Annotated in this window: 14 protein-coding genes and 1 rRNA gene; 13 read left to right on the top strand and 2 right to left on the bottom strand. The window is 63.0% G+C overall.

Annotated elements, in window-relative coordinates:
* Nucleotides 1-5: 5 nt before the first annotated feature.
* Nucleotides 6-1,494, top strand: a 16S ribosomal RNA gene (locus tag Q355_RS0102895).
* 190 nt (nucleotides 1,495-1,684) lie between these two features.
* The gene (locus tag Q355_RS0102890) at nucleotides 1,685-2,980 is read left to right on the top strand and encodes a cytochrome P450 (protein ID WP_027876405.1); all 1,296 of its coding nucleotides are present in this window, start codon (nucleotides 1,685-1,687) and stop codon (nucleotides 2,978-2,980) included.
* Between the two features lie 173 nt (nucleotides 2,981-3,153).
* Here Q355_RS0102890 and Q355_RS0102885 read toward each other — a convergent pair whose 3' ends face one another.
* The gene (locus Q355_RS0102885) at nucleotides 3,154-3,927 is read right to left on the bottom strand and encodes an HAD family hydrolase (protein WP_027876404.1); all 774 of its coding nucleotides are present in this window, start codon (nucleotides 3,925-3,927) and stop codon (nucleotides 3,154-3,156) included.
* Between the two features lie 186 nt (nucleotides 3,928-4,113).
* Here Q355_RS0102885 and trpE point away from each other — a divergent pair, with 186 nt between their 5' ends.
* Genes trpE through Q355_RS0102835 form a run of 10 tightly spaced genes read left to right on the top strand, consistent with a single transcriptional unit; the run spans nucleotide 4,114 to nucleotide 11,894 of the window.
* Nucleotides 4,114-5,529, top strand: a complete 1,416-nt coding sequence (gene trpE, locus Q355_RS0102880; protein ID WP_027876403.1) for an anthranilate synthase component I — start codon at nucleotides 4,114-4,116, stop codon at nucleotides 5,527-5,529.
* On the top strand, nucleotides 5,526-5,795 hold the full coding sequence (locus Q355_RS0102875; protein WP_027876402.1) for a chorismate mutase: 270 nt from the start codon (nucleotides 5,526-5,528) through the stop codon (nucleotides 5,793-5,795). The genes trpE and Q355_RS0102875 overlap by 4 nt, the downstream gene beginning before the upstream one ends.
* 11 nt (nucleotides 5,796-5,806) lie before the next feature.
* A complete protein-coding gene (locus Q355_RS0102870; protein ID WP_036258534.1) occupies nucleotides 5,807-6,367 on the top strand; it encodes an anthranilate synthase component II in 561 nt (186 codons plus the stop codon).
* Nucleotides 6,368-6,397: 30 nt separating this feature from the next.
* Complete coding sequence (locus tag Q355_RS0102865) at nucleotides 6,398-6,616, top strand: hypothetical protein (RefSeq protein WP_027876400.1); 219 nt, start codon at nucleotides 6,398-6,400, stop codon at nucleotides 6,614-6,616.
* Nucleotides 6,616-7,008 (top strand): type II toxin-antitoxin system VapC family toxin, encoded by a 393-nt coding sequence (locus tag Q355_RS0102860; protein WP_027876399.1) that lies wholly within the window; start codon nucleotides 6,616-6,618, stop codon nucleotides 7,006-7,008. The genes Q355_RS0102865 and Q355_RS0102860 overlap by 1 nt, the downstream gene beginning before the upstream one ends.
* Nucleotides 7,005-7,820 (top strand): glycosyltransferase family 2 protein, encoded by an 816-nt coding sequence (locus tag Q355_RS0102855; RefSeq protein ID WP_027876398.1) that lies wholly within the window; start codon nucleotides 7,005-7,007, stop codon nucleotides 7,818-7,820. The genes Q355_RS0102860 and Q355_RS0102855 overlap by 4 nt, the downstream gene beginning before the upstream one ends.
* A complete protein-coding gene (locus Q355_RS0102850; RefSeq protein WP_027876397.1) occupies nucleotides 7,796-8,683 on the top strand; it encodes a glycosyltransferase family 2 protein in 888 nt (295 codons plus the stop codon). Before Q355_RS0102855 ends, Q355_RS0102850 begins: the two co-directional genes overlap by 25 nt.
* Nucleotides 8,676-9,527: a glycosyltransferase family 2 protein gene (locus Q355_RS0102845; RefSeq protein WP_027876396.1), complete on the top strand. Its 852-nt coding sequence runs from the start codon at nucleotides 8,676-8,678 to the stop codon at nucleotides 9,525-9,527. The genes Q355_RS0102850 and Q355_RS0102845 overlap by 8 nt, the downstream gene beginning before the upstream one ends.
* 34 nt (nucleotides 9,528-9,561) lie before the next feature.
* Nucleotides 9,562-10,731 carry an anthranilate phosphoribosyltransferase gene (gene trpD / locus Q355_RS17065; RefSeq protein ID WP_027876395.1) on the top strand — a complete coding sequence of 390 codons (1,170 nt, stop codon included), beginning with the start codon at nucleotides 9,562-9,564 and terminating at the stop codon, nucleotides 10,729-10,731.
* Nucleotides 10,728-11,894: a lipid-A-disaccharide synthase-related protein gene (locus tag Q355_RS0102835; RefSeq protein WP_027876394.1), complete on the top strand. Its 1,167-nt coding sequence runs from the start codon at nucleotides 10,728-10,730 to the stop codon at nucleotides 11,892-11,894. The genes trpD and Q355_RS0102835 overlap by 4 nt, the downstream gene beginning before the upstream one ends.
* Here the strand turns inward: Q355_RS0102835 and Q355_RS0102830 are convergent.
* Nucleotides 11,857-12,276: a hypothetical protein gene (locus Q355_RS0102830; protein ID WP_027876393.1), complete on the bottom strand. Its 420-nt coding sequence runs from the start codon at nucleotides 12,274-12,276 to the stop codon at nucleotides 11,857-11,859. The genes Q355_RS0102835 and Q355_RS0102830 overlap by 38 nt on opposite strands.
* A gap of 373 nt (nucleotides 12,277-12,649) precedes the next feature.
* Between Q355_RS0102830 and Q355_RS0102825 the strand changes: the two genes are divergently transcribed.
* On the top strand, nucleotides 12,650-13,567 hold the full coding sequence (locus tag Q355_RS0102825) for a hypothetical protein (protein ID WP_027876392.1): 918 nt from the start codon (nucleotides 12,650-12,652) through the stop codon (nucleotides 13,565-13,567).
* Nucleotides 13,568-13,715 lie beyond the last annotated feature (148 nt).

The raw sequence follows: 13,715 nt of genomic DNA, 5'->3' as shown, positions 1-13,715 counted from the left end.
GAGCATTTTTGGAGAGTTTGATCCTGGCTCAGGGTGAACGCTGGCGGTATGCCTAAGACATGCAAGTCGCACGGACTGTTTCGGCAGTTAGTGGCGGACGGGTGAGTAACACGTAGGTGACCTACCCCAAAGTCTGGGACAACTAGGAGAAATCTTAGCTAATCCTGGATGTGAACCTCAGCTGTGGCTGATGTTTAAAGCTTCGGCGCTTTGGGATGGGCCTGCGGCGCATCAGGTAGTTGGTGGGGTAACGGCCCACCAAGCCGACGACGCGTAGCTGGTCTGAGAGGACGACCAGCCACAGGGGTACTGAGACACGGACCCCACTCCTACGGGAGGCAGCAGTTAGGAATCTTCCGCAATGGGCGAAAGCCTGACGGAGCGATACCGCTTGAAGGACGAAGCCCTTCGGGGTGTAAACTTCTGAACTCGGGACGATAATGACGGTACCGAGGTAATAGCACCGGCTAACTCCGTGCCAGCAGCCGCGGTAATACGGAGGGTGCGAGCGTTACCCGGATTTACTGGGTGTAAAGGGCGTGTAGGCGGTCTCTCAAGTCCGATGCTAAAGACCGAAGCTCAACTTCGGGGGTGCGTTGGATACTGTGAGGCTAGACGGTCGGAGAGGGTAGCGGAATTTCCGGAGTAGCGGTGAAATGCGCAGATACCGGAAGGAACGCCAATAGCGAAAGCAGCTACCTGGACGATTTGTGACGCTGAGGCGCGAAAGCGTGGGGAGCAAACCGGATTAGATACCCGGGTAGTCCACGCCCTAAACGATGAGTGCTGGGTGTCCGACATCTGTTGGGTGCCGTAGCTAACGCGTTAAGCACTCCACCTGGGAAGTACGGTCGCAAGACTGAAACTCAAAGGAATTGACGGGGGCCCGCACAAGCGGTGGAGCATGTGGTTTAATTCGAAGCAACGCGCAGAACCTTACCAGGTCTTGACATCCACGGAACCCTGGTGAAAGCCGGGGGTGCCCGCAAGGGAGCCGTGAGACAGGTGCTGCATGGTCGTCGTCAGCTCGTGTCGTGAGATGTTGGGTTAAGTCCCGCAACGAGCGCAACCCTTGTTGCTAGTTGCCATCAGTTCGGCTGGGCACTCTAGCGAGACTGCCTACGAAAGTAGGAGGAAGGCGGGGATGACGTCTGATCCGCATGGCCCTTACGACCTGGGCGACACACGTGCTACAATGCCTGCCACAAAGCGCTGCGACCCGGCAACGGGAAGCCAATCGCATAAAAGCAGGCTCAGTTCGGATTGGGGTCTGCAACTCGACCCCATGAAGCTGGAATCGCTAGTAATCGCGGATCAGCCATGCCGCGGTGAATACGTTCCCGGGCCTTGTACACACCGCCCGTCAAGCCATGGGAGTGGGTTTTGCCTGAAGTCGCCGGGAGCCGCAGGCAGGCGCCTAGGGTAAGGCTCATGACTGGGGCTAAGTCGTAACAAGGTAGCTGTACCGGAAGGTGCGGCTGGATCACCTCCTTTCTAAGGAGTTACATGCGCCGCGTGCGGCGCCAGTCTGGCGGCCATCGTAGCCGAACCAGACATTCGCGCAAGCGAAGACTCGCCTAACCTGCGCCAAGATTCGACCCGCCCCGCAAGGGGCGGGTTTTTTTACTGCAAGAACAAGAAAACGCGCTTTGGTTTTGCGGTGAAGCGGTAGACTCTTGGTGATATGACCCTCGACCCCACCGAACTCGAGCTGCGCCAGGATCCGCTGGCTTTTTTTGTACACCTCTCCCGCACCAGCCCCGACATCACCACCTTTCGCTTTGCCTCGGGCAAGGAAATTGTCTTTCTCAACCACCCCGACCTGATCCGCGAGGTGCTGATCGAGCGGGCTGAAGAGTTCCACAAGTCCGACATGACCCGCGCTTTTGCCGGGGGCATGGGCAACGGGATTTTGCTTTCCGAGGGGGAATTCTGGAAGCAGCAGGTTCGCCTGATGCGCCCGGCCTTTCACTACAAGCGCCTCGAGGGCTACGCCGAGGTGATGAGCCGCTTTACCCAGGAGATGCTCTCGCACTGGCAAAACAGCGAAATTCGCCACATCGACGAGGACATGAACGCCCTCACGCTGCGGGTGGTGGCCAAGTGCATGTTCGATGTGGAGGCGGGCGAAGACCGCGAGATTATGCACCGGGCCATCATGCTGGGGCAGAAGGTGGTGGGGCAGATGGTCTATGGCTGGCTCAACCTGCCCGACTGGCACCCCGCCATGAACCGCGATGGGATTCGGGTGGTACGGGCCTTGAACGAGATGGTAAGCCGCCATATTGCCTACCGGCGTGAGCGGGGCGACCTGGGCGACGACCTGCTCTCGATGCTGCTGGAAGCCCAGGGCCAGCCGGGTGTAGAGCTATCCGACCGACAACTGCGCGACGAGGTGCTCACCGTCATTACCGCGGGCCTCGAGACCACCGCCAACGCCCTGATCTGGACCTGGTACCTGCTCGACCAGAACCCCGCCGTCAAGGCTAGGCTCAAGGCTGAAGTAGACAGCTTGGGCAAGTTACCCGGCTTCGAGGATGTGCAGCGCCTGCCATACCTGGATCAGGTCTTTAAGGAAAGCCTGCGGCTGTACCCGCCGGTCTGGATCATCGGGCGCGAGAACGTAGAAGCGCTCGAGCTGGGGGGTATGCGCCTTCCCCCCAAAACCCAGATTGTGATGAGCCAGTGGGCCGCCCACCGCGACCCCCGCTTCTTCGAGCACCCCGACGAGTTCCGGCCCGAGCGCTGGACGCCGGAGTTCGAGAAGTCGCTGCCGCGCGGGGCCTACTTCCCCTTCAGCCTGGGGCCCAGGGTGTGCACTGGGCAGGGCTTCGCCACCCTCGAGTACAAGCTGATTGTGGCCACCGTACTGCAAAAGTTCGACCTCGAGCTCGCCCGCCCGGCCCCTGTCCGCCCCGAGCCCAACTTCACCCTCTGCGCCCACGGGGGGCTGCCGATGCGGGTACGCAGGAGAAAGTAGCAGCGGGCATGGTTCCCGGATTCAATCGGAGGGGGCTTTGAGCGCCCGGATGGGAGGCCGCGTAAGGGTGCGATAAGGCCAGGGGGGTGTGCTGCGGTGCTTTGGACGGGCATTCCCCAAAGTCAAAGTAATCAAAAGGGTTTGCTGCCAGGCCCAGCTGGGTGCTGGGATGACTATACGGCGGTTTGCTGGCCGCTAAGCAGAACCGCCAGCTCTGCCAGGTCGGCCACGATGTAGTTGGGCCGGGGAGGGGTCTGGGGGCGGATGGAGGCCACCAGGCCATGCTCTTCCAGCTCACTTTGCAGCTTGGCTGCAATTACTGTGCCGAGGTCGGGGCGCTGGGTGCGCTCAGGCACCGGGGTCGCCTGCCAGTCCGGGGGCATGTTGCGCCAGACCCACACCGCCGTCAGGCCCGCCGCGTTGGCCCCCCAGATGTCCTGGCTTAGCAAATCCCCCACATGCACAATGGCTTCCGGAACCTGGCTTCGCAGGGGGTTCCAGAAGGCCGGGTCGGGCTTAATGGCGTGTGAGATATCCGGGGCCAGCATCTGCTCATAGGCGATGTTGAGCTTATCTACCAGAACCTGCTGGTACCTGGCCAGGCCATTGGTGGCTACCGCTATATGGTAGCCCTGCTGGCGCAAAGCAGCTAGCCCGGCGGGCACATCGGGGTAGAGCACCTCCGGCTCCAGGACGGCTTCTGCCAGCACCTGGGTAATGTTGGGAAAAGCCTGTGCAAGCCCCAGTTTTTCCCGCACGACCTGGTAAATATCGCCCCAGTCGTAGACCCGCGTGGGGTCGCCCTGGGCCAGGCGCCGCAGGTACTCCTCGCGCAGGGCCTGGCGGACAGCAGGCTGGACTAGCAAAGCCTGCATATAAGGCCGCATCAGCCGGCGAAAAGGCCAGTCGGCCAGGGTGCCGTCGAGGTCGAAGGTGAGCCAGCGCATGAACCTCAGCGTATCTTTTGGGGCAGCGTCTTGCAATCTGGCCCTACATGCCGCAGACTTAAGACCAGATGCTACGGTTCGCGCACGTCAAGGGTTGGTGGTGGCCTGGATAGCCCTGGGACGGTAGCGATCCGTTACCCCCTGGGGCTTTTCCTCAGGGGCTTTTTATTGCCAAAAGGAGAAGACATGCCCATTGCACACACCGCCAAGCCCACCATCCCCATCAAGAAAACGCTACTGGCCGATCTCGAGACCCCCGTCACGGCCTACTTGAAGCTTTCCGAGAAAAGCACCCCCAGCTTTTTGCTGGAGTCGGTGGAAGGGGGCAAGGCCTGGGCCCGCTGGAGCTTTGTGGGGGTGGGGGCCCGGCACACCTGGCGGCTCAAGGAGGGGGTACTCACCCTGGACGGTGAGCCGCTGCCCACCCAGGATCCCCTGCGTACCCTGTACCAGTCGGTTCACCGCCCCATCGCTCCCGACCCCGACCTGCCCCTCTTCTGGGGTGGGGCGGTGGGATATGCCGCCTACGACCTCATCCGCTACTACGAGCGGCTGCCGGCCCATAAGCCCGACCTGCTGGGCATTCCCGACCTGCTATTTGTCGAGCCGGAGGTGCTGATTGTGTTCGACCAATTTAAACAGCAGCTCCACATTGTGGCGCCGGCCCAGGAAGAAGAAAAGGCCCAGGCCCTGGAGCGCATCGCCTGGGCCGAGAAAAAACTGCAAGGCCCCTTACCGGGTGTACCGGGCGAACGGGCCGGACGGCGCACGACCTTCAGCCAGAACGTGTCCCAGGCCGAGTACGAACAGATGGTGGAGCGGGCGCTGGAATATATCCGGGCGGGGGATATTTTCCAGGTGGTGCCTTCGCTGCGCTTTTCCGCCCCGCTGTGGGTGCACCCTTTCGCCATTTACCGTGCCCTGCGCTCGGTTAACCCCAGCCCCTACATGGGTTTTCTGGATCTGGGCGAAGTGACCCTGGTTTCCAGCAGCCCCGAAAGCCTGCTGCGCTCCGATGGGCGCACGGTGGTTACCCGCCCCATTGCCGGAACCCGCCGGCGGGGTCGGGATGCCGCCGAAGACAGGGCCCTGGCCGAAGAACTCCTGGCCGATGAGAAGGAGCGGGCCGAGCACGTGATGCTGGTGGATCTTTCGCGCAACGACCTGGGCCGGGTCTGCCGCTACGGCAGCGTGCGCCCCAAAGAGCTCATGGTGGTGGAAAACTACTCCCACGTGATGCACATTGTTTCTACGGTAGAAGGTGAGCTCTGCGAGGACAAAAGCCCACTCGATGCGCTGGCTGCGGTACTGCCTATGGGCACGGTTTCGGGGGCGCCCAAAATCCGGGCCATGGAGATTATTGAGGAGCTCGAGCCCAGCCGCCGGGGGGCCTATGGGGGCGCTTTTGGCTACCTGGCCTATGACGGCCACATGGACGTGGCCCTGACCCTACGCACCATTGTGATTGCCAGGGAGCAGATTCACATCCAGGCTGGAGCGGGGGTGGTCTACGACTCCAACCCCAGCGCGGAGTACCAGGAGTGCTTGAACAAGGCCCAGGCCATGCTCAAGGCGGTGCGGCTGGCCGAGGAGGGACTATGAACCTCGAGGCCATTAACCAGCAGATTAGTGCCATAGATGCGCGCATCGTGGTGCTGCTGGCCCAGCGTGCTCGGCTGGCCCGGGAGGCGGCCCGGCTCAAACAAAGCCCGGCCCAGATTGAGGCCAGAGATCGCCAGGAGCAAATTATCCACCAGGTGCGCTACATGGCCGAGCACCAGGGCATCTCGCCCGGTATGGCCGAGCGGATTTACCGCACCATCCTGGCTGAGTTTGTGGCTATGGAAAAGCGGGAGGCGGGGCTGTGAAGCGGATACTGATGATTGATAACTACGACTCCTTCACCTACAACCTGGTGCAGTACCTGGGCGAACTGGGGGCCCGGGTCACGGTCTGGCGCAACGATCAGTTCCGGCTCGAGGACATCGCCGGGTTCAACCCCGACGGCATCGTGGTGAGCCCAGGGCCCTGTACGCCCAAAGAGGCCGGGCTCTCGGTGCCCCTGATCCGGGCCTACGCCCCCAGGTACCCCATTCTGGGGGTCTGTCTGGGCCACCAGAGCATTGGGGAAGCCTTTGGCGCCAGGGTGCGGCGGCACAAGGTGATTGTCCACGGTAAGACCAGCCTCATCTCGCACGATAGCACCGGGGTTTTCGCTGGGCTGCCCACGCCCCTGACCGCCACCCGCTACCACTCGCTGGTGGTGGAAGACTTACCAGAGGAACTCGAGGCCAACGCCTGGTACGACGAAGCTGGGGGCCGTACCGTGATGGGCCTGCGCCACCGACGCTACCCCACCCACGGGGTGCAGTTTCACCCCGAGTCGGTGCTGACCGAGGGGGGCAAGCAGATGCTAGGGAATTTCCTAGCGATGCTTTGACTATATGGTATTTATATATATACTATTTGCATGCCACAGGTACAGACTTATCTAAAAGAAGCGACCTACCAGATACTCGAGCGCCGGGCTAAGGCCAAGGGTATGAAGCTCTCTGAGCTGCTGCGCGAGATGATCGAGGCCCAGGTAGCGCCGCAGCGCTCGGCGGCCTTCCTGGCCTTGGCGGGAAGCTGGGAGGGCGACCTCGAGCGACCCCCCCAGGGGCTGTTTGAGGAGCGCGAAGGGCTGTGATGTACCTGCTGGACACCAATGTCTGGATTGGCTATCTGAAAGGGGTTCCTGCTTTGGTCGAGCGCATCCAGGCCGAGCCCCAGATTTGTATAAGCAGCATCACCTTGGGGGAGCTATATTACGGGGCCCGCAAGAGCCAGCGGGTGGAGGCCAACCTCCGGCGGGTGGAGATTATCCGCGACGAAATTCCCTACTTCGGAGTGGATGCGGTGGTGGCTGGGGTGTACGGGATGATTCGGGCCGATCTCGAGCGCCAGGGTGCACCGATTGGCCCCAACGACCTATGGATAGCGGCCATCGCCAAGGCCCACGATCTGGTACTGGTCTCGCGCAACCAGCGTGAGTTTGCCCGCATCGCTGGCCTACGGCTGGAAGACTGGGAGCACGCATGATTTCGGTAATTGTGCCCACCCACAACCGCCGCGGCTTGCTGGAAAAGAAGCTGCGCGCTCTGGAAACACAGCAAGGTGAGTTCGAGGTCGTTGTGGTGGCCGATGGCTGCAGCGACGATACTGTAGATTTTTTGCAAACCTACCAACCCCCCTACCCGCTCGAGCTGATCCAGACCCCGGGCCTGGGTGCCGCCGGGGCCCGCAACCGGGGGGCCGAAATCGCCAGGGGCGATATCCTGCTCTTTTCCGACGACGATGTGATACCCCAGCCTGGCTGGATTGAGGCGCACCAAAAAGCGCAGCAAAAGCCGCGCACGGTGGCCGTAGGACGCCTGGAGCTGCCCCTCGAGCTGCGCGGCAGCGGGGCGGCTGAGCTGAAGGGGCCCAGGGTTTTCTGGTGGAACATCACCGGCAACAACACCTCTATGCCCAAAGCCCTGTTCGACGAGGTGGGTGGTTACGACCCAAGCTTCAGCAGCTACGGCGGCGAGGACCCCGACCTGGGGTACCGCCTGATGAAAGCCGGGGCGCGGCTGGTGTTTGTGCGGGAGGCACTCGCGCTGCACGAGGCTTTTGATTACCGCAGCAAGGCCATGGAAAAGGCCCGCCAGGCGGGCGCGGCCCATGTGCGGGTGTGGAAAAAACACAACGACCCCCGAATCGCCTGGGCCCTGGGGGTGCACCCGGCCCTGGTGGCCTTGAAACTGGCCCTGCTTCCTTCCTTTAAAGGCCTTTGGGGGCCACGGGGCGATTACGAGCTGGCCTATGCCTGGGGGGCTTCGGAAGCATGGAACCCACCTTCAGCGTCGTGATTCCCACCTTCAACCGGGCCCAGCTGCTGGCCCGCACCGTGCAGGCCTTTCTGGCCCAGGAGGGGGTTTCCTTTGAGCTGATCGTGGTAGACGACGGCTCCAGCGACCCCACCCCCGAGGTGCTGGCCGGGTTTCGCGACCCCCGCCTACGGGTGCTGCGCCAGCCCAATGCGGGGCTGGCGGCGGCCCGCAATGCGGGGCTGGCCCAGGCCCAGGGCCGCTACGTGCTCTTCAACGACGACGACGTAGTGCCCGAAGCCGGGTTCTTGCGGGCCCACCTGGGCCTGCACCAGCGCTACAAAGGGGCCGCCGGGGTCAGCCGCACCTACGTTCCCGAGGCCCTGGGGCACACCCCCTTCACCCGTTTCTGGCGCGCAAGGGCCGAAGCGGGGGTGCGGGGTAAGGCCGATGGCGCCCCTTTGGGCTGGGGCGGGTTCTGGTTCACCAGCCTTTCTTTGCCGCTAAAGCTGGCCGAGGCCTTTGCGCCTTTTAGGGGCTATGGTTGGGAGGAGCACGAGCTGGGCTGGCGGCTCTGGCGCAAAGGGGTGCGGCCACGCCTGGTGGCAGGAGCCCGCGCTGCACATGAAGATCGAGTAGATTTGGACACCATGCTGGCCAAGGCGCGCAGCATGGGGCGGGTGGCCTGGGAGTTTTACCGCCTTCATCCCAGTGTGCAGGTGGCCTTCTGGACGGGTGTACACCCCCTTTCGCGGGCCTACAAGCGCTGGGCCTACCCCTGGGCCAGGGCCGAGTCGTTCCTAAAGCAGCGCGACTGGGAGCAAGGGGCAGGGGCTTTCGCGATCTACCGATTTTTACTCGAGGCCGCCTATACCCAGGGACTGTTGGAGGGCCAGGGTGGCTGAACCGCTGGTCTATATCCTGGTGCTCAACTACCGGGCCTGGCGCGATACGCTGCTATGCCTGAAGGCCTTGGAGCGGCTCGAGTACCCCAATTACCGCCTACTGGTGCTGGACAACGCCTCCGACAACGATGCCGTGGCCCAGCTGCGGGCGGCCTATCCAGGGTTAGAGATCGTGGAGCTAAAGCGCAATCTGGGCTTTGCGGGCGGCAACAACGTAGGCCTCCGCCAGGCCCTGGCCGAAGGGGCCGACTACGTCTGGCTGTTGAACCCCGATACCATCCCCGAGCCAGAGGCCCTCTCGGCCATGGTGGGCCTGGCCGAGCAAGACCCCCGCATCGGTGCGGTGGGTTCGGTGCTATTGGATATGGACAACCCCCAGCAGGTACAGGCCTGGGGTGGGGGCGAGGTGGTGCTCTTCTGGGGGCTCATCCGCCTGCTGACCCACCCCCGCCAGGCAGCGCGGCTCTCCTATATCAGCGGGGCCAGCCTGCTGGTGCGCCGGAGGGCGCTGGAGCAGGTGGGCCTGCTGGACGAGGGGTTTTTCATGTACGGCGAGGACTGCGACTACGGCCTGCGCCTGCGCAAAGCGGGGTTCCTGCTGGCGGTGGCCCCACAGGCCCGGGTGCGGCATAAAGGCGGCACCTCCTGGCATGGAAGCCTGCAGGCCGACGAAAACTTCGCCGCCTACAACGTGCGGCTGTTTCGCAAGCACGCCCCCTGGCCCAGGCTGGCGGTGGCCGGGTACACCCTTTTTTGGCTGGCCGAGTACAGCCTGCGGGGCCGTTTCGACAAGGTGGGGGCCCTCTGGCGGGGCCTCCGGCGGGGCTGGCAGCTCCCGCTCTAGGTTTAGACTCTTTCAATAAAGCTCTGGAGGAAACGTGGACGAACTTAAAAAAGCCCTTCTGGCCGAGCCCTTATCCCAGGCCGAAGCCCATGCCCTGATGAAGCGGATTATGGCCGGCGACCTGACCCCGGTGCAGACCGCCGGGGTACTGATGGCCCTGCGTACAAGGGGCGAAACCCCCGAGGAAATTGCCGGCTTCGCAGCCGGAATGCGCGAGGCCGCGGTGCGGGTGGAAACCCGCCGCCAGCCCCTGCTGGACATCGTGGGCACCGGAGGGGTGGCCCCCGAGGCCTTTAATATCTCCACCACCACCTGCTTTGTGGTGGCCGCGGGCGGGGTGGCGGTAGCCAAGCACGGCAACCGGGCGGCCTCCTCCAAGTCCGGCTCGTTCGATTTGATTGAGGCCCTGGGCATCCGCATTGATATTCCCCCGGCCAAGGTGGCCGAGGCTATCGAGACAGTGGGCCTGGGCTTTTTGTTTGCCCGCAGCCACCATCCGGCCATGCGCTATGTGGCCCCGGTGCGGGCCGAGCTGGGGGTGCGTACGGTGTTCAACCTGCTGGGCCCCCTGACCAACCCGGCCTTTGCCAGCCTGAACCTGGTGGGGGTAAGCAGCCCAGGGCTGGTGGAACCTTTTGCCCGGGTCTTGCGTGACCTGGGCAGCCGCCGGGCGCTGGTGGTGCATGGCCGGATGGTGCGGACGGAGGGCTTTGCGGACGCTCCCCTATCGGGACAGACGGCTGACGCCGCTGTTCACCGAGCGGACGCTCCCCTATCGGGACAGACGGCTGGCGCCGCTGTTCACCTGGAGGACGATCCCCTATCGGGACAGACGGCCAAGGCCGCTGTTCACCTGGAGGCCATCGACGAGCTGGCCCTGGGCGAAAATGTGGTGGCCGAGTTGAGGGACGGCCAGATTCGCACCTACACCCTGCGGCCCGAAGAGGTGGGGTTGCAGCCTGCCCCCTACCAGGCGATTGGTGGCGGAAGTGCAGCCGAGAACGCGCTTGAGGCACGGGCCATTTTGGGCGGCCAGCAGCGGGGGCCCAAGCGCGATGCGGTGGCTTTGAACGCCGGGGCAGCATTTTACCTGGCAGGCCAGGTAGAAAGCGTGGCCGAGGGGGTTCGGCTGGCCCAGCAACTGCTGGATGAAGGGGCAGGGCTGGAGGTGCTGGAGCGCCTGGTTCGGCTTACCCAAGCATGAAGCAGGTTGTTCTGATATCCAATGGCCACGGCGAGGACATCATCGGGGCCGCCCTGGCCAAGGAACTAGGCGCCCTGGGCTACGAGGTTCGGGCGGTGCCGCTGGTGGGCCAGGGCCAGGCCTACCGGCGGGCCGGTATCCCCACGCTGGGTCCGTGCAAGGAACTGCCCTCGGGGGGGTTCGCCCTGCAGAGTGCGGGGGCGGTCTGGGCCGATATCCGGGCTGGCTGGTTCTCGATGAGCCGGGCCCAGTACCGGGCGGTGCGGATGGCGGCCCAGAGGGCCCTAGCTACGCTGGTGGTGGGGGATGTGTACGCTTTGGGGGTGGGCGCGGTGTTTGGGGGTCGCCCGCTTTTCTTGATGCAGTGCCGCTCCTCGCTGCGGGTGGGAGGACGCCCCTACAGCGTGACCGAGCGCCTCCTGATGCGCCGAGCGGCCAGGGTCTACCCCCGCGAGCCCGAAGGGGCGGCCTGGTTGAAGGCTCGAGGCGTCCCCCAGGCCTGCTACCTGGGTAACCCCATGCTGGACGCCCTGGACGGTGGGCCGCTCGAGCTTCCCCCGCCGTATCTGCTGCTGCTGCCCGGCTCGCGCGAAGATGCCTACCAGAGCCTGCCTTTAATGCTCGAGGCCTGCCGCCGCCTGCGCGACACGGCCCTGACCCCGGTGGTGGCCTGGGCGGGGCTGCCGCTAGAGAGGCTGCGGCTGGAGGGCTTTGAGCTCGAGGCCACCGGTTCAGGCGAGGGTGTTACCCACCAGCTTTGCCACCCCGATGGAACTGTGGTTTATCTAACCCAGCGGGCCTTTAGGTCGGCCCTGCTGGGCTCGAGGGTGGCCCTCTCCACCAGCGGGACGGCAGCCGAGCAGGCGGCGGGCTACGGGGTGCCGTTGGTGGGCTTTCCCACCCGCGGGCCGCAGTACACCCCGCTGTTTGCTGAGGTGCAAAAACGCCTGCTGGGGGAGGCCTTGACCCTCACCGCGCCAAACCCCGAAGCCCTGGCCCGGGGCGTGCTCGAGCTCCTTGCCTCCGAAGAGCGGCGGGAACGGGCCAGAGCTGCCGGGAAAGCCGCCATGGGCGAGCCCGGCGCTGCGGCGCGGATTGCCCTGGACATACACCAGCACCTCCAGGCTATTGTGTCGGAACCCGCGCAATCCCGGTCTCGATAAAGCGCCACCACAATAAGAGGCCCACCAGGCTGGCCCAGAAAAAATAAGGCCCCACCTGCTCGGGTACTTTTTCCAGGCTTTGGCGAAACCAGCCCCCTGGCCCCAGGCCGCTCACGAACCACAAAATGCTGGCCGCCAGCAGACCATACACCGCGTGCAGCCAGCTCGCGCCGCCCATGAACAGCGTGCGCACCAGCAGCTCTACCACCACTGCCACCACCGCGAAGCCGGCGGTGAGCTTAAAGAAGCGCAGTTGCAGGGCGCTGGGTTCTCGCACCAGCAAAGGCAGGTTCCACAGCAGCGAAACCCCTATCAGCAAAAGCGCCATAAGGTTGAGCAAGCCGCGCAAGCCAATGATGTAAACCGGAAGCGGAATATCCATGCCAGGCAGAATTTACTTAAGAACCGATGGGTATGGATGTTAATGTGTCATAAGAAATGCCGTTGATTTGTTCTTTCTTTGGGGCCCCCGCCTGAAGCGCGGGTAGCAACAGCTCGAAAAGCCAGGGCGCTCTGACAATCCCCAACGGAACGATTCAGGCGGGGTTCATATCGGCGGGGCCTTTGTGGGTTCAGCGCATTGGCGTTAGCCTACTGTCCGTTGCATCAGCAGAAGTAGCTTTTGTAGCCAGCGGGTTTTGACCCGCACGAAACGTGGGCTTCACATAACGCCCGAGCTTTTCAAATATCACAGGGTTTTTGTCCAGGTGAGGCTAGGCTTTGCTTTGGATAGGGGCATCTTTTGGGGAACTGCTATGCATGAACTTTTTACCAATGCACCGGCCCACTGGCCCAGGGTTTGCCTCGAGGGCCTCATCAAAAGCAGCGCGCCCGAAGTCAAGGCGGCCAATCGCCTGATATTTGCCACCACGGTAGAGACCCTGTTCCGTAAATCGGGCATCCAGGTGCTGGAGGCCGATGTGCTGCGCCTGACCCGCGAGGGGGTGTTGGAAATTCCCTTGCGGGTGCGGGCCGATGATGGCGAGTACGACCTGTTTTTTTATCCCGTAGCAGACGAAAAAGCCGCTGCCCATTATGTGGCGGTTTACGAGCTGGCCCAACGCTGGGGGCGCATCCGGCCCATCTACTACAGCACCGACGACCTGCTGGCTATCTATCCCGAAACCCTCGAGCCAGTTACCTACCGCGACCGGCTTTTTATCCAGGCCTCCTTGAGCGCACCCAAAGGCCAGTACGCGATGTGGTGGGCCCAGGAGCCGGGGGAGCAGTTTCACTACAGCCCTACCTATGATCTTTTCGACCGCATCTACCGCGAGATTAACGGCCTGGAGGTGCGGGCTTTCGCCCTGATTCTGCTCGAGCTGGGCATGATTCAAGAAGAATACGAGTTTACCGCCTCGACCTTCTCCGACAGCACCGTGGAAATTCCGGTAGAAGGCCCCGAGGGTGTGCCCATCATCATTTCTTTTTCGCAACATCGTGGGGTGCGTTTTCATTTCCATATGGAGCGCACCAGCGCCGAGTACCGCGATCTGTTTTTGAACCTGTTTTTATTGCGCCTGAAAAGCTGGCGCAAGGAAGCCGACTTCGATCACATCAAACGCCTGGATAGTCCCGCCTACGTCTGGTGGCGTGAGCTGGGCAAGCGCCTGCGCCTGAGCACGGGCTCGAGCGAACACGCCATCAGCGCGGTGGGCTCGGTCAAGCGCTGACCCCAGCCCCTTCAGGCCAAAGGCCCCATTTCGCCTTTATCGGAATTAGAACCAGCCTTGCGCCCTGCAGCCAAAATATATAACTCTGTCCAGAACGCATAAAAAGAACCCTTAAGCCTTACATGAGGGCATTTATTGCAGCTCGAGG

This window comes from Meiothermus cerbereus DSM 11376, assembly GCF_000620065.1.
GTDB classification, from domain to species: Bacteria; Deinococcota; Deinococci; order Deinococcales; family Thermaceae; genus Meiothermus; species Meiothermus cerbereus.
This window is presented reverse-complemented; position numbering and strand designations above follow the sequence as displayed.